The organism is Rhodococcus sp. NPDC054953, assembly GCF_053609225.1.
Genome location: NZ_JBSGXD010000001.1, coordinates 285,191 through 299,636 on the forward strand (window position 1 = coordinate 285,191; position 14,446 = coordinate 299,636).

At 71.8% G+C, this 14,446-nt stretch carries 15 protein-coding genes; 8 read left to right on the forward strand and 7 right to left on the reverse strand.

Annotation, left to right across the window (positions count from 1 at the left end; genetic code table 11):
- Window positions 1–5 precede the first annotated feature (5 nt).
- From ACWF62_RS01230 to ACWF62_RS01245, 4 genes are all read left to right on the forward strand, one after another.
- A complete protein-coding gene (locus ACWF62_RS01230) occupies window positions 6–599 on the forward strand; it encodes a class I SAM-dependent methyltransferase (RefSeq protein WP_452629279.1) in 594 nt (197 codons plus the stop codon).
- Between the two features lie 16 nt (window positions 600–615).
- Entirely contained in the window at window positions 616–1,005 is a 390-nt protein-coding gene (locus ACWF62_RS01235) for a DUF302 domain-containing protein (protein ID WP_378505961.1), read from the forward strand.
- A gap of 61 nt (window positions 1,006–1,066) precedes the next feature.
- Window positions 1,067–2,329, forward strand: a complete 1,263-nt coding sequence (locus ACWF62_RS01240; RefSeq protein ID WP_452629247.1) for a hypothetical protein — start codon at window positions 1,067–1,069, stop codon at window positions 2,327–2,329.
- Between the two features lie 66 nt (window positions 2,330–2,395).
- A complete protein-coding gene (locus ACWF62_RS01245; RefSeq protein ID WP_378569746.1) occupies window positions 2,396–3,289 on the forward strand; it encodes a LysR family transcriptional regulator in 894 nt (297 codons plus the stop codon).
- A 60-nt stretch (window positions 3,290–3,349) separates the two neighbouring features.
- Here the strand turns inward: ACWF62_RS01245 and ACWF62_RS01250 are convergent, their stop codons facing one another.
- On the reverse strand, window positions 3,350–3,814 hold the full coding sequence (locus ACWF62_RS01250; protein WP_378505964.1) for a tRNA (cytidine(34)-2'-O)-methyltransferase: 465 nt from the start codon (window positions 3,812–3,814) through the stop codon (window positions 3,350–3,352).
- Between the two features lie 267 nt (window positions 3,815–4,081).
- Between ACWF62_RS01250 and ACWF62_RS01255 the strand changes: the two genes are divergently transcribed.
- Window positions 4,082–5,575: an MDR family MFS transporter gene (locus ACWF62_RS01255; RefSeq protein WP_378505965.1), complete on the forward strand. Its 1,494-nt coding sequence runs from the start codon at window positions 4,082–4,084 to the stop codon at window positions 5,573–5,575.
- A 121-nt stretch (window positions 5,576–5,696) separates the two neighbouring features.
- Here ACWF62_RS01255 and ACWF62_RS01260 read toward each other — a convergent pair whose 3' ends face one another.
- Window positions 5,697–6,797 carry a glycerophosphodiester phosphodiesterase family protein gene (locus tag ACWF62_RS01260; RefSeq protein WP_378569748.1) on the reverse strand — a complete coding sequence of 367 codons (1,101 nt, stop codon included), beginning with the start codon at window positions 6,795–6,797 and terminating at the stop codon, window positions 5,697–5,699.
- A gap of 235 nt (window positions 6,798–7,032) precedes the next feature.
- On the opposite strand from ACWF62_RS01260, the gene ACWF62_RS01265 reads away from it, so the two are divergent.
- Window positions 7,033–7,641: a pentapeptide repeat-containing protein gene (locus tag ACWF62_RS01265; protein ID WP_452629248.1), complete on the forward strand. Its 609-nt coding sequence runs from the start codon at window positions 7,033–7,035 to the stop codon at window positions 7,639–7,641.
- Between the two features lie 7 nt (window positions 7,642–7,648).
- Here ACWF62_RS01265 and ACWF62_RS01270 read toward each other — a convergent pair whose 3' ends face one another.
- On the reverse strand, window positions 7,649–8,170 hold the full coding sequence (locus tag ACWF62_RS01270; protein WP_452629249.1) for a GNAT family N-acetyltransferase: 522 nt from the start codon (window positions 8,168–8,170) through the stop codon (window positions 7,649–7,651).
- A gap of 31 nt (window positions 8,171–8,201) precedes the next feature.
- Here ACWF62_RS01270 and ACWF62_RS01275 point away from each other — a divergent pair, with 31 nt between their 5' ends.
- Both ACWF62_RS01275 and ACWF62_RS01280 read left to right on the forward strand, forming a co-directional pair.
- Window positions 8,202–9,062, forward strand: coding sequence for a bifunctional methylenetetrahydrofolate dehydrogenase/methenyltetrahydrofolate cyclohydrolase (locus ACWF62_RS01275; RefSeq protein ID WP_378505969.1), 861 nt, complete (start codon window positions 8,202–8,204; stop codon window positions 9,060–9,062).
- A 6-nt stretch (window positions 9,063–9,068) separates the two neighbouring features.
- Window positions 9,069–9,374, forward strand: a complete 306-nt coding sequence (locus ACWF62_RS01280; RefSeq protein WP_378569751.1) for a DUF3017 domain-containing protein — start codon at window positions 9,069–9,071, stop codon at window positions 9,372–9,374.
- Between the two features lie 28 nt (window positions 9,375–9,402).
- Here ACWF62_RS01280 and metX (ACWF62_RS01285) read toward each other — a convergent pair whose 3' ends face one another.
- The 4 genes from metX (ACWF62_RS01285) to ACWF62_RS01300 form a co-directional block, all read right to left on the reverse strand.
- Window positions 9,403–10,518, reverse strand: coding sequence for a homoserine O-acetyltransferase MetX (gene metX, locus ACWF62_RS01285; RefSeq protein WP_452629280.1), 1,116 nt, complete (start codon window positions 10,516–10,518; stop codon window positions 9,403–9,405).
- A 120-nt stretch (window positions 10,519–10,638) separates the two neighbouring features.
- Window positions 10,639–11,796 carry a homoserine O-acetyltransferase MetX gene (gene metX, locus ACWF62_RS01290; RefSeq protein ID WP_452629281.1) on the reverse strand — a complete coding sequence of 386 codons (1,158 nt, stop codon included), beginning with the start codon at window positions 11,794–11,796 and terminating at the stop codon, window positions 10,639–10,641.
- Between the two features lie 95 nt (window positions 11,797–11,891).
- Entirely contained in the window at window positions 11,892–13,061 is a 1,170-nt protein-coding gene (gene metX, locus ACWF62_RS01295) for a homoserine O-acetyltransferase MetX (RefSeq protein WP_378569752.1), read from the reverse strand.
- Window positions 13,058–14,362 (reverse strand): bifunctional o-acetylhomoserine/o-acetylserine sulfhydrylase, encoded by a 1,305-nt coding sequence (locus ACWF62_RS01300; protein WP_452629250.1) that lies wholly within the window; start codon window positions 14,360–14,362, stop codon window positions 13,058–13,060. The genes metX (ACWF62_RS01295) and ACWF62_RS01300 overlap by 4 nt, the downstream gene beginning before the upstream one ends.
- Window positions 14,363–14,446: the final 84 nt, after the last annotated feature.

A 14,446-nucleotide genomic window follows, 5' to 3' on the forward strand; every position in this document is an offset into this window, starting at 1 on the left:
CCGAGATGGACGCCGCGGCCTGGGACGAGCGCTACCGGGACCGGCCGGACCCGTGGGGCGGCGAACCCGCGGAGACCGTCCGCCAGCGGCTGGCTGGCGCGTCCCCGGGGCATGCGGTGGACCTGGCCTGCGGGGACGGCAGGCACGCCCGCTGGCTGGCCCGCCAGGGGTGGCGGGTCACCGCCGTCGACCACTCCGAGGTCGCGATCGAACAGGCCCGCGCCAAGGACCCCGCCGGCCGGATCGACTGGCGGGTAGGCGATGTCACGAACCTGGTTCCGGACGGCGCCGCTGACCTGGTGCTGATCAGCTTCCTGCACCTGCCGATCCCGCAGCTGCAGGCGCTGATCGCGACGGCAGCGCGGTGGCTCGACCCGGGCGGGCGCCTGCTGTACCTGGGACACTCGATCGACAACCATCACCGCGGGACCGGCGGCCCACCGGACCCGACCATCCTGCCCGGCATCGCGGACCTCGCACCGGCCGCGCGGGGGCTGCGCGTCGACGCGCTCGAACACGTCCTGCGGCAGCAGGGCGACGGTACCGCCATCGACATCCTGCTCGAGTGCGGTCCGTGGGAGCAGCCCGAACACCACTGAGAAGGGAAGACGCACCATGGAACTCGGCATCGGAATCACCCTCACCGCGGACTTCGACGACGCGGTCGCCCGCACCAGGGACGCGCTGCAGCAGCAGGGGTTCGGCGTGCTCACCGAGATCGACATGCAGGCAACGCTGAAGGCGAAGATCGGCGCGGACCTGGACCGCTACCTCATCCTCGGCGCGTGCAATCCCGGACTGGCGAACCGGGCGGTCGGCGCCGACCCGCGGATCGGGCTGCTGCTGCCCTGCAATGTGGTGGTGCGGGCCGACGGTGACGCGGTGGTCGTTGAGGCGATGAACCCCCGGCTGATGGTCGAGGTCACCGGCAACCCGCAGCTCGCTGCCGTCGCCGACGAGGCGGCCGAACTGCTGGAGGCGGCGGTCGACGCGCTTCGCGCCTGACGTTCGATCCGCCGCGGCGGGCGCGTAGATTGCACTCTGTTCGTCACCGAATGGAGTGCGCATGTCTGTGGGAATTGGGGTCCGAATCGGCAGCCTGGTGTCGACGCTGGTTGTCGCGTCGAACGAGCCAGGCACCCCCGATCCGATCGTCATCGTCCGGGACACCGTGCTCTACGTTTGTTCAAACGGCGAGGTGGTCCTCGGGGGCGGCGATCCGCCGGAGGGTACCGAGTTCGTCGCAACGGTGTCGGGATTCGTTGGCCGAGTCGGAGATCCGGAAGGCATCGCCGCCAGTGACGGGACCCGGTATCGCGCCGAGGACGTCGTCGCGTCCGCGATGCGCGGACTGGTGCGCGAGTGTGAGCCCCTCCCCACCTTCGGCGGCCGCGACGGCGGCGCACCGACCGTGGTCGCCGCGTACCCGTCCATGTGGGACGGCGACCTCGTTGCGGACCTGCGCAACTCACTGAACTATGCGGGCCTGAACGATCTTTCGCTCGTCTCCGATGCGGAGGCGGCCTGCGCCTGGTTCGAGTCCGAGGTTGCCGAGAAGCCCGGCCAGCTGATCGGCAGCTATCACGTCGACGACGCGGGCGCGACGGTCACCCTGGTCCGGTCCGGAGTGTCCAGCGGCCGCTCGTTTTGGTTCGCCGCGGGCCGCGGATCGTCGCCGACCGCGCAGTTGTCCACCGCGCTCGGCGCATTCGGCTGGCTGCCGTCGAACCTGGACGCGGTGGTGGTGACCGGCGACGGACTGGTCGCCCGCGACGATGTCGCGCTGCGGGGGGTTGCCGACGCGCTCGCAGGCAAGTTCGGGGTGCACGTCGTCGTCGGCCCGGGGCCGGAGCAGGCCGCGGCGCTCGGTGCCGCGATCCTCGCCGCCGGGTTCCGCAGCTCCACCCGGCCGAACAAGCCGATCGGATTGCCGCCGTCCTACGACGTGACCGAGGTGTTGACCGCGATCCGGGGTCCGCTGCTGCCGCCCGAACTGACGGCGGAGGCGGCCGCGTCGGGTGCGGCGGCGGACGAGACGGTCACCCCGGACGTGGTGGTGATCGAGGCGGGGGCCAGCGCGGCGGCGGTCGCGACGGTCCTGCCCGAGGCGGCCACCGCCGCCGCGGACCCCGAGCCGGTCGGCAGGGACGCCGCCGTAATTTCGGGCGGCACCGCCGCCGTGCCCTCGGGCGGCACCGCCGCCGTGATCTCGGGCGACGATGACCCCGACTCGGAGCCGGGACCCGCCGGGCGAATCCTGCTGTGGGTGCTCGTCATCCTCGCGGGGGTCGCCCTGATCGTGGCGGCGCTGGCGGTCGTCGTCCTCTGATCCGGGTGGGCAGCTCACGGTTGTCACCCCACAAGCGCTGTTTGTTGCCGAGGTAGTCTGGCGGCCATGCCGCTCTCGCCCCGGGTCCCCGAACTGGCCGCACTCGACGTGCTGGTTTCCGTCGCCCGGCTGGGCAGCATGGGGGCGGCCGGACGCGAGCACGGCCTCAGTCAGCAGGCCGTCAGCGCCCGGGTCCGGTCAGCCGAACGGCAGCTCGGCATCAAGGTGTTCGACCGCACCACCACCGGCGTCACCCCCACCTACGAGGGCGGCCTGGTGCTGGAATGGGCCACCGGAACACTCACCGCCGCAGAACATCTCGCCTCCGGCGTCTCCGCGCTCCGGGGGGAGCGGGAAGCGAACCTCACCGTTGCCGCGAGCATGACCATCGCCGAGTACCTGGTCCCGGCGTGGACCGTGACGATGCGCCGCAAGAACCCGAAGGTGGTGACCTCGGTGCGGCTGCTCAACTCCGCCGACGTCGCCGCCCACGTCCTCGGCGGTGACGCCGACCTCGGCTTCGTGGAGGGGCCCGAGGTGCCCGCGGGTCTCGACGCGCGGGAGGTGGCCCGCGACGAGCTGGTGGTCGTTGTTCCGCCCGGCCACCCGTGGGCCCGGTCCGGGCCGATCTCGCCCGCCGAACTCGCCCGCACCCCGCTGATCCAGCGGGAGTTCGGGTCCGGTACCCGCACCACCCTCGAGCAGGCCGTCCCGGGATGCGTGGCACCGCTGCTCGAGTTGACGTCCTGCACCGCCGTCAAGGCCGCCGTCGTCGCGGGCAACGCCCCCGCCGTGGTCTCGTCGCTGGCGGTCGCGGCGGACCTGACGGACGGCCGCCTCGTCGGCGTCGCGCTCGAGGGCCTGCGGATTCCGCGGCGGCTGCTCGCCGTCTGGGATCGCGACCGCGGGGTCCGCGGGTCCGCCCGCGAGTTCCTCGACATCGCGGCCGGGGCGCGGTGACCGCGTCCGGCTATTCGCTTCCGGCGCTGTGTCGCCTATTCGCCTCCCGCGCTGTGTCGTCTATTCGCCTCCCGCGAAGCCGTGCTGGCGCCAGGCCTCGTAGGTGACGACGGCGGCCGCGTTGGACAGGTTCAGTGACCGGCGGCCCGGCACCATCGGGATCCGCACCCGGTCGGTGACGTGCGGGTCCGCCAACACCTCCTCCGACAGGCCCGTCGGCTCCGGCCCGAATAGCAGCACGTCACCCGGCAGGTAGGCGATGTCGGCGTATCCGGTGCTCGCGTGCGCGGTGAACGCGAACACCCGCTGCGGGGACAGCGCCGCCCACGCCGCGGACAGGTCCGCGTGCACGGTCACCGACGCCAGGTCGTGGTAGTCCAGTCCGGCCCGGCGCAGCTTCGGCTCGGAGAGATCGAACCCGAGCGGCCCGACGAGGTGCAGTTCGCACCCGGTGCCGGCGACCATCCGGATCGCGTTGCCGGTGTTGGGTGGGATGCGGGGCTCATGGAACATCACTCGGAACACGGCGTTCAGCTTGCCACCGCGGCGGCGAGCCGCAGCGAACGGGCTGTTGCCGGGCAGGCCTCTCGGGCGATGCCGCGATAACCACCCGTTCGGCGCCGACCCGCCGGCCGAAACGTGTCGGTGGGCCGTGCGACCCTCTCCCACGAAACATCAGCGCACCGAAATCCGGTGGCGTGGCACCGCGGGGGAGCAGTAGGTTCGGGATCCTCCCCTGGCGTGCCGTCGGCCGCCGGCGTGACCCAGCTCCCACCACCCGAAAGGTCAATCGTGACCGAGTCCACCCGTCTCGACACCGCCGACGGGCCCGCCGTCGGCGACCGCATCGAGCGGCGACACCTCCAGGTGATCGGCGTCCTGCTGGTCGCCACCTTCGTCGTGATCCTCAACGAGACGGTGATGTCCATCGCCATCCCGGTCCTCCAGGTCGAACTGGGTGTGCCGCCGAGCGTCGGGCAGTGGCTCACGACCGCGTTCATGCTCACGATGGCGGTGATCATCCCGCTCACCGGCTATCTCATCCAGCGCATCCCCACCCGCTCGCTGTACCTGCTCGCGATGTCGCTGTTCACGGCGGGAACCCTGATCGCGTTCGCCGCACCCGGATTCGGGGTGCTGCTGATCGCCAGGATCGTGCAGGCATCGGGGACGGCCATCATGCTGCCGCTGCTGATGACCACGGTCATGACCCTGGTTCCGCCCGCCCGCCGGGGCGCGATGATGGGCAACATCTCGATCGTGATCGCGGTGGCGCCCGCGCTCGGACCGACCATGTCGGGATTCATCCTCGACCACTTCGGGTGGCGGTGGATCTTCGGGTTCGTTGCCCCGTTCGCCGTGGTGGCGTTGGTCGTCGGCGCACGGTTCGTGGTGTCGGTGTCCGAGACGTCGGCGGCGCGCGTCGACCTGATGTCCGTCCCGCTCGCGGTGCTCGGATTCGGTGGCCTGGTGTACGGATTGGTGGGCATCGGCGAGTCCGCGCAGGGATCCTCGACCACCCCGGCGTGGGTGCCGTTCCTGATCGGTGCGGCCGCGCTGGCCGGCTTCATCGCCCGACAGTCGCGGCTGCAACGCGAGGACCGGGCGCTGCTGGACCTGCGGGTGTTCGGCTCCCGCCAGTTCACCATCTCCGTCGTCGCGATGCTGGTCGGCATGGCGACGATGATGGGTACCTTCATCATCGTCCCGTACTTCGCGCAGTCGGTGCTGCACCTCGACCCGTTCGAAACGGGCCTCATCACCCTCCCCGGCGGCCTGCTGATGGGTATCGCGGGGCCGATCGTCGGCCGCGTCTACGACCGGCGGGGCCCGCTCGTGCTGGTGGTCCCCGGATCGATCCTCGTCAGCATCGGTGTGTGGATGCTGATCGCGGTGAGCGCTTCGACGTCGCTGTGGTGGCTGCTGCTGTCCAACATCGCCCTGTGCCTCGGCCTCGCCGCGACCTTCACGCCGCTGATGACCTCCGGGTTGGGGTCGGTGGCCCCGCACCTCTACGCGCACGGCTCGGCGGTGGTTGGCACCTTCCAGCAGGTGGCTGGCGCCGCGGGCACGGCCATGTTCGTCACGGTGATGACGGTGGTCGCCTCGCGATCCGGAGCGGACGCCGAATCGCCCGACGCGATCGTTGAGGGGGTGCGGGCGGTCTTCCTCGTCGCGGGCATCCTGTCGTTCGTGCTGATCGCGGCGTGCCTGTTCGTTCGCAGGCCCGCGGACGCGCAGCAGGCGGCCGACCATCCGGTGCCCGAGCCAGCCCTGGAACGGTGACCAGCGGAGGAGATCGACGAATGCGTCGACGCGGACCTCTCCGACGCGCGGTGGTCCCCGGCGGCACCGGGTGCCGCACGCGTCCCCGGCTCCCGGTGCCGGGGACGCGTGCGGCGGGGGCTCACGGCGCGGGGTACGCCCGCGGCAGCTCCATCCCGCGCTCGGCCAGCACGGCCCGCAGTCGGGTCGGGTAGTTGGTGATGATGCCGTCGACCCCCAGGTCGATCAGCGCGTGCATCCGGGCGGGATCGTCGACGGTCCACGGGACCACGACGCGACCCGCCTCGTGCGCGCCGGTGACGAGCGCCTCGTCCACCAGGCTGTGCGAGGGCGACATCACGTCGGCGCCCAACTGCTCCGCGGCCTCGAAGATGTCGCCGCCGACGGCGTCGTAGTCGACGGGGCCGGTCCAGGCCGAGCCCGGGACCCACTTGGGCTCGTTCCACAGCATCACCAGCGGAATGGACGGCTCCGCGGCGCGCACCAGCGGCAGTGACCGCCAGTCGAAGCTCTGGATCATTACCCGGTCGACGACGTCCGCGGCGCGGACCTCGTCGAGGATCGCGTCGACGTACTCCTCGGGCTCCGCGGTGAGCTCGCGGCGGTCCGCCTCGATCTTCGTCTCGATGTTGAAGTGCACGTCCGCCCCGTGCGCGGCGGCGAGCGTGAAGACCTCGCGCAGCTGGATCAGCTTGTTGCCCTCGATCGTCTCGGCGTCCGGGTGTGCGGCGAGCTTCTTGTCGCAGTCGAGGGTCTGGAGCTGGGCCCAGGTGAGGTCGTGGATGGCGTCGCCGACGTACGGGAACTGCGGGTCGTTCTCGGTGGCCGCCGCGGTGTCCGAGCACTTGTTCGACGAGATGGTCGCGTCGTGCCACACCACGGGGACGCCGTCGGCACTCATCACGACGTCCAGTTCGAGCGTCGTCACCCCCAGTTCGAGGGCCTTCCGGAACGCGGGCAGCGACTCCTCGATCGTCTCGCCCATGCCGCCGCGGTGCGCCTGCAGGTCGAAGCCGGCAGGAAGGGTGGTGCCGGGCCCGGCCAGGGAGCCGGTGCCGCTCGAACCGGTCCCGAACATGCCGACGAGGTCGTCGAGCGGGTTCGGGGCGGCCTGCGCGGCGGCGGTGCCCAGCGTGGTGACGGCAACGGCGGCGGCTGCGACGGCTGCGCCGCGCACCAACAGGGCCGGACGGCGTCCACCGGGACGTCGACTGTGCGACATGGAAGTCCTTTCGCGTACGAAGGCGCCCGGATCGGGCGCTCGTCACAGGACGCTAGTGAGCGAAAACATCGAAATCGACTCGTGCGCAGGGAGTTCGGTAGGGTTTCACGACGTCGTCGTGTGGTGGTCGCGTCGTCGTCGGCGGGAGTTCACCGCGTCGGCCGGACCGCCCGCCCGCCCGCGGACGTCGGTACCGCCCGTCCCGCCCGTCGGTGCGGCAGGGCAGTATCGGGGTATGGCGCAGGAGCAGATTCAGGAGTTCGTCGGCGTGGACTACTCGGATGCGCGGCTCGCGGGTCAACACTGGGTGGACCGGCACTACACCGGGTGCACCTTCCGGGACGCCGACCTCAGCGAACTGCGCACCGAGCGGGTGGTGTTCACCGACTGCGACTTCACCGGCGCGGACCTGTCCGGGTCCGTGCACCGGGTCGCCGCCTTCCGGTCCTGCGACTTCGTGCGGGCCACGTTGTGGCACAGCGAATTTCACAGTTCCACGATGTTGGGGTCGAGGTTCGAGCAGTGTCGGCTGCGCCCGATCGAATTCGACGAGGTCGACTTCACCCTGGCCTCCCTCGGCGGGGCGGATCTGCGCGGCGTCGACTTCACCGACTGCCGGCTGCGGGAGGCGAACCTCGTCGAGACGGACCTGCGGGAGACCGCGCTGCGGGCGGTGGACCTGCACGGTGCCCGCACCTTCGGTCTGCGCCTGGACGGGGCGGACCTGCGCGGCGCGCACGCCGACGCCTCGCTGTGGACCACCGCAAAACTCGCCGGAGCCAAGATCGATCTGACTCAGGCCGTCGCGATGGCCGCCGCGCACGGCCTCGTGGTCGGGGAGTGACGGCGGGTCAGCGGACGAACTCGCGGGCAAGCAGGTCCATCAGCAGGCCGTCGTCCCAGCTGCCGTCGTGCCGCATCGCATACTCGCGCATCACCCCGACATCCCGGAAACCGACCTTGCGGTAGCAGCCGATCGCCGCCGTGTTCGACACCGTCGGGTCGATCACCAGACGGTGATGGTGGTGGTCGTCGATCAGGTGCGCGCACAGCACCCGCACCACCTCGGTTCCGAGGCCGCGACCCTGCGCCTCGGCGGACAGAAACAGGTCGAGGCCCGCGCGGCGGTACTCCGGATCGGGCTCGGCGTACCACTGCGCGTAGCCGACGATCACCCCGTCCGCGAGCACCGTGTACCGGGTGGTGTTCGGTTCCGCCGCGTCGGGCCAGTCGTCGTCCGGCATCTGCCACCAGCGCCGCACCTCGGGCTCCCGGTGGATCTCCCGTAGCCGGGTCCGGTGCTCGGCGGTCAGCGGGGTCAGCAGCACCCGCGGACCCCGCAATTCCGGCGCGAGTTCAGGACTGTGTGCCATGAGTCCAGTCTTACCTGAAACAATGGTCGCCGTGACTGCGACGATCCTGGATGGCAAGGCAACCCGCGACGAGATCTTCATCGACCTGAAGGCCCGGGTGGACGCACTCAGGGCCAAGGGCATCACCCCCGGACTGGGCACCGTCCTGGTCGGCGACGACCCCGGCTCCGCGTCGTATGTGCGCGGCAAGCACGCGGACTGCGCGAAGGTCGGGATCAACTCGCTGCGCCGCGACCTGCCCGCCGACATCACCCAGTCCGAGCTCGAGGCCGTCATCGACGAGCTCAACGCCAACGACGAGTGCACCGGCTACATCGTGCAGCTGCCGCTGCCCAAGCACCTCGACGAGAACGCCGCCCTTGAGCGCATCGACCCGGACAAGGACGCGGACGGGCTGCACCCGGTGAACCTGGGCCGGTTGGTGCTCGGCAAGGACGCCACCCTGCCGTGCACCCCGCGCGGGGTCGTGCACCTGCTGCGCCGGTACGACGTGCCGATCGACGGCGCCCGCGTCACCGTCGTCGGCCGCGGTGTCACCATCGGCCGCCCGATCGGGCTGCTGCTGACCCGCCGGTCCGAGAATGCCACCGTCACCCTCTGCCACACCGGCACCAAGGACCTGGCCGCCGAGGTGCGCCGCGCCGACATCGTCGTCGCCGCCGCGGGTGTCGCTGGCCTGATCACCGCGGACATGGTCAAGCCGGGTGCCGCGGTCCTCGACGTGGGGGTGTCCCGCACCGCGGACGGGCTGCGCGGAGACGTCGCCGACGGGGTGCGTGAGGTCGCCGGATTCCTCTCCCCAAACCCCGGCGGTGTCGGCCCGCTGACCCGGGCGTTCCTGCTCAGCAACGTGGTCGAGCGGGCCGAGCAGCTCGCGGCCGAGTCGGCCTGACCGCCGGTGAACGCCTCGGCTGGCACCCCGGCCCGTGAGCCGGGGTTCGCGCGCCGGAACCTGCCGCTGCTCGTGGTGGCCGCGGTGGTTCTGGTCGGCGTCGGATTCGTGCTCGCCGATCGGTGGCGGCGCGGGGCCTTCGTCTTCGGGATCGCGACACTGCTGGCGGCCGGGTTCCGGCTCTGCCTGCAACCGGAGGAGGTCGGCCTGCTCGCCGTGCGCGGGCAGCCCTTCGACGTGGCCGCCCTCACCCTCGTCGGTGGCACCATCGTCTGGCTCGCGGTCTCGATCGACCCGCTCGGGACCGGCTGAGCCGCGGCCGCGCCCCGAGGGGCGGCGGCTACCGGGCGGGGCGCGCGGTCCTGGCCAGCCCCAGGGTCTCGGCAACCAGTTCGGTCACCCACGCGACCTCGGTGAGGAAGCCGTCGTGCCCCGCCGGCGAGTGCACCACTCGGGTGCCGTCGCACCCGGGGAGCAGATTCGCCATCTCCTCGATCTGGTGCAGCGGCATGATCCGGTCGGAGTCGATGGCGCCGACGACCACCGGCACCGGCGTCGAGGACAGCGCGGCGGCGATGCCGCCGCGGCCCCGGCCGACGTCGTGCTTGTTGGCGCAGTGGGTGAGCGCGACGAACGAGCCGGCGTCGAAGGTCGCCACCAGCTTGGACGCGCAATGCTCGAGGTAGCTCTGCACCGCGTACCGGCCGCCGGTCCAGATGTCCTCGCCGTCCTGCTCGGCGTTCTCGAACTGGTCGTCGAGGGCGGCCGCGCCGCGGTACGTCAGGTGCGCGAACCGGCGGGCGATGTTCAGCCCGTTGTCCGGCGAGGTGCCGGTGCCGTAGTAGTCGCCGCCATGCCAGTTCGGGTCCGACGCGATGACATCGATCTGGGCGGTGTGGCCGCCGATCTGGTCCGCGGTGGCCCGCGGGCTGACCGCCAGCAGCAGCGCCGATGCGATCCGGTCCGGGTGGCCGATGATCCACTCCAGGGCGCGCATGCCGCCGAGCGAGCCGCCGACGACCGCGGCGAACCGGTCGATACCCAGCAGGTCCGCCAGCGCCCGTTCCGTCTCGACCTGGTCGCGGACCGAGATCGCGGGAAACCGCGAGCCCCAGGCGCGCCCGTCCGGTGCCGGTGACGCGGGCCCGGTCGTTCCGCGGCAGCTGCCGAGGGCGTTGGTGACGAGCACGCACCACTCGTCGGTGTCGATCGGGGCACCGGGCCCGACCATGCCCTGCCACCAGCCGGGGGTGGGATGGGCGTCATCCGCGGGCCCGATCACGTGCGAGTCGCCGGTCAGCGCGTGCTCGATCAACACGATGTTGTCGAGGTCGCGGCTCGGCTCACCCCAGCACTGGACGGCGACCGTGACGTCGGGCAGCTGCCCGCCCGACTCGAGCGGCAGGGTGCCGATCCCGAGATGGACCACCGTTCCGTCGGTCGGTGGAAAGTCCACCAGCGGCCGGGGGAGCGGCCGGGTGGTGGTCGAGGCGGAAGCTGTAGGGAGCACGGCGCGATGTTATCGAGCCGAGACACGCGCGATGGAGCATTCGCGAAACTGCGTCCCGCCCGCCGGTCAGCCGGTGCGCCCGGCGCGCGCCAGCTCCATCGTCTCGCCGAGCAGCCCGCGCACCCACGCGGCCTCGGTGAGGAACCCGTCGTGGCCGTCCGCGGAGTGGACCACCCGCAGCCCGTCACAGCCCGGCAGCAGGTCCGCGAGTTCCTCGAGCTGCCGCAGCGGGAACAGCCGATCGGAGTCGATGCCGCCGACGACAACCGGGACCGGGGTCGCGGTGAGGGCGGCCGCGACGCCACCGCGGCCGCGGCCGACGTCGTGCCGGTTGATGACGTCGGTGAGCACCACGTAGCTGCCGGGGTCGAACCGGGAGGTCAGTTTCCTCGCCTGATGGTCGAGATAGCTCTGCACCGCGTACCGGCCGCCCGCCCCGGGATCCTCACCCGGCTGGGGATCGTTCGCGAAGCGCCCGTCCAGGCCCGCGTCGCCGCGGTAGGTCAGGTGTGCGATCTTGCGGGCGAGGGCCAGCCCGGCCCGGGGGGAGCGCCCGGTGCCGTGGTAGTCGCCGCCCTGCCAGTCGGGGTCGGCGGTGATGGCCGCGATCTGGGTGGTCTGGGTGCCGATCTGGTCGGCGGTGGCGCGCGCTCCGACCGCCAACACCAGCGCGGACCGCACCCGGTTCGGGTGTCCGGCCATCCACTCGAGGGCGCGCATGCCGCCCATCGAGCCGCCGATGACCGCCGCGAAGCGGTCCACCCCGAGCAGGTCCGCGAGCACGACCTCGGCGGCGACCTGGTCGCGGATGGAGATCGCCGGGAACCGGGAGCCCCACGCGGCACGGTCCGGTGCCGGCGATGCCGGGCCGGTGGATCCGTCGCATCCGCCGAGCACGTTCGCGGTGACGACACACCATTCCTCGGTGTCCAGCGGCGCGCCGGGGCCGACCTGGTCGTTCCACCAACCGGCGGTGGCGGATCCCTGTCCGGCCTCGCCGGTGACGTGCGAATCGCCGGTGAGCGCGTGCTCGACCAGCACGATGTTGTCGCGCGCTGCGGTTGGGGTGCCCCAGCACTGCACGGCGAGGACGACATCGGGCAGCACGGACCCGCTCTCGAGGCGCAGCGCGCCGATGCCGACCGTGACTCGGGTCCCGTCCGTCGGGAGCAGCCAGGACGCCCCGGGGGCGCCCGGTGCGGACTGCTCGTTCGATGCGGCGATCGTGGGCGGCGAGTCGGGGACGGGCACGATTCCCCATGCTAATGATCGGGGTGCGGGCCGCCAAACACCGCGGGTGTGTCGCGTCGACGGATCCGCTATCGGACCCGGCAGCCCGCCCGATGCGCCCGCGCCAGGGCCATCGTCTCGCCGAGCAGGGTGGTGACCCACGCCGCCTCGGTGAGGAAGCCGTCGTGCCCGTCCTTCGAATGCACCACCCGCAGGCCCTCGCAGCCGGCGAGGTGGTCCGCGATCTCCCGCTGCTGCCACAGCGGATACAGCCGATCCGAGTCGACCCCGCCGACGATCGTCGGCACGGTGCACGCCGCAAGGGCTGCTTCCACGCCGCCGCGGCCGCGGCCGACGTCGTGCCGGTTCATCGCCTCGGACAACAGCACGTAGGTGGCCGGATCGAAGCGGGTGACCAGCTTCGCCGCCTGATGCTCGAGGTAGCTTTGCACCGCGTAGCGGCCACCGTGGCGCGGGTCCTCACCGTCCTGCGCGGCGTTCCGGAACCGGGAGTCGAGTTCGCCCTCGGTGCGGTACGTCAGGTGCGCGATGCGGCGGGCGATGCCGAGACCGGCCTCCGGCGAGCGTCCGGTGCCGTGGTAGTCGCCGCCCTGCCAGTCGGCGTCGGCGGTGATGGCCGCCATCTGCGTGGTCTGGGTGCCGATCTGGTCGGCGGTGGCGCGGGCGCCGACCGCGAGGACGAGCGCGGCCGTCACCCGGTCCGGGTGGCCGACGATCCACTCCAGGGTGCGCATGCCGCCCATCGACCCGCCGAGGACGGCCGCGAACCGCTCGATTCCCAGCCGGTCCGCGAGCGCCACCTCGGCGGTCACCTGGTCGCGCACCGAGATCCCCGGGAACCGGGACCCCCACGCCCGCCCGTCCGGGGCTGGCGTCGCCGGGCCGGTGCTGCCGCGGCACCCGCCGAGGACGTTGGTGGCGACGACGCACCACTCGTCGGTGTCGATCGGCGCGCCGGGCCCGACCATGCCGTCCCACCAGCCGGGCGACGGGTGGTCGGCGGACGCCGGGCCGGTGACGTGCGAGTCGCCGGTCAGCGCGTGCTCGACGAGAACGATGTTGTCCCGGGCCGCGGTGGGCGTGCCCCAGCATTGGACCGCGAGCACGACGTCGGGCAGCACGGCGCCGCTCTCGAGGGTGAGCGCGCCGATCGGGATGTGCGTCAGCCGCCCGTCCGGCGGCGGGAACCCCGCGGGGGTGCCGGCCGGACGGGCGCCCGAGACGGAGCCGACTGTCAAGAGTTCGCCGCCGCGAATCCGGTCTCGAGGTCGGCCAGGATGTCGTCGATCCCCTCGATGCCGACGGCCAGCCGCACCAGTCCGGGTGTGACGCCGGAGGCCAACTGCTCCTCCGGGGACAGCTGGGCGTGGGTGGTCGAGGCGGGGTGGATCACGAGCGAACGCACGTCGCCGATGTTAGCGACATGACTGTGCAGCGTCAGGGCATCGACGAACTTCTTGCCCGCCGGGGCGCCGCCCTCGAGTTCGAACGCGACGATCGCGCCCGGACCCTTCGGGATCAGCGCCCGCGCCCGCTCGTGCCACGGCGAGCTCGGCAGCCCCGCATAGGAGACGGACGTGACGTCCGACCGGGCATCCAGGAACTCCGCGACCCGCTGCGCGTTCTGCACGTGCCGTTCGATCCGCAGGCTCAACGTCTCGGTGCCCTGGCTGATCAGGAACGCGTTGAATGGCGACACCGCCGACCCGAGGTCGCGCAGCAGCTGCACGCGGGCCTTGAGCGCGTAGGCGGGCGCACCGAGGTCCGCGAAGACGGCACCGTGGTAGCTGGGATCGGGGGTGGTGAAGCCGGGATGCCTGCCCTGCGTCCAGTCGAAGGTGCCGCCGTCGACGATGACCCCGGCGATCGCGGTGCCGTGGCCGCCGAGGTACTTCGTCGCCGAGTGCACGACGATGTCCGCGCCGTGCTCGAGCGGGCGCAGCAGGTACGGGGTGGCGACCGTGTTGTCGACGATCAGCGGGATCCCCGCCGCATGCCCGACCGCGGCAATCCCGGGGATGTCGAGCACGTCGTTGCGCGGGTTCGAGATGGACTCGCCGTAGAACGCGACGGTGGTCGGGCGGATCGCGGCCCGCCACTGCTCGAGGTCGTCGGGGTCCCCGACGAACGTGACCTCGACGCCGAGCTTCGCGAGGGTGTAGTGGAAGAGGTTGTAGGTGCCGCCGTACAGCCGCGGGCTGGCGACCACGTGGTCGCCAGCACCCGCGAGGTTCAGCAGCGCGAACGTCGTCGCGGCCTGCCCGGAGGCGAGCAGCAGCGCGGCGACGCCGCCCTCGAGCGCGGCGATCCGCTGCTCGACCGCGTCCTGCGTCGGGTTCATGATGCGGGTGTAGATGTTGCCGGGTTCGGCAAGCCCGAACAGCGCCGCGGCGTGGTCGGTGCTGTCGAAGGTGTACGAGGTGGTCTGGTAGATCGGCAGCGCCCGGGCCTTGGTGGTGGCGTCCGAGGTCTGCCCGGCATGGATCTGCTTCGTCTCGAAGCTCCACCCTGCCGTCGGATCGATCGTGTTCTCACTCATGGGTGACTCTGGCTCCAGGGGTGTCGGGAGATGGGGCGCGTCTCCGGCGCCGAGGGCTGATCGGGCCTATCTGCGACAACAACA

Bases quoted from the DNA above. Each gene is read 5' to 3' on its own strand.
- ACWF62_RS01230 (WP_452629279.1), top strand. From the start codon at position 6: ATGGACGCCGCGGCCTGGGACGAGCGCTACCGGGACCGGCCGGACCCG.
- ACWF62_RS01235 (WP_378505961.1), top strand. From the start codon at position 616: ATGGAACTCGGCATCGGAATCACCCTCACCGCGGACTTCGACGACGCG.
- ACWF62_RS01240 (WP_452629247.1), top strand. From the start codon at position 1,067: ATGTCTGTGGGAATTGGGGTCCGAATCGGCAGCCTGGTGTCGACGCTG.
- ACWF62_RS01245 (WP_378569746.1), top strand. From the start codon at position 2,396: ATGCCGCTCTCGCCCCGGGTCCCCGAACTGGCCGCACTCGACGTGCTG.
- ACWF62_RS01260 (WP_378569748.1), bottom strand. From the start codon at position 6,797: ATGTCGCACAGTCGACGTCCCGGTGGACGCCGTCCGGCCCTGTTGGTG.
- ACWF62_RS01265 (WP_452629248.1), top strand. From the start codon at position 7,033: ATGGCGCAGGAGCAGATTCAGGAGTTCGTCGGCGTGGACTACTCGGAT.
- ACWF62_RS01270 (WP_452629249.1), bottom strand. From the start codon at position 8,170: ATGGCACACAGTCCTGAACTCGCGCCGGAATTGCGGGGTCCGCGGGTG.
- ACWF62_RS01300 (WP_452629250.1), bottom strand. From the start codon at position 14,362: ATGAGTGAGAACACGATCGATCCGACGGCAGGGTGGAGCTTCGAGACG.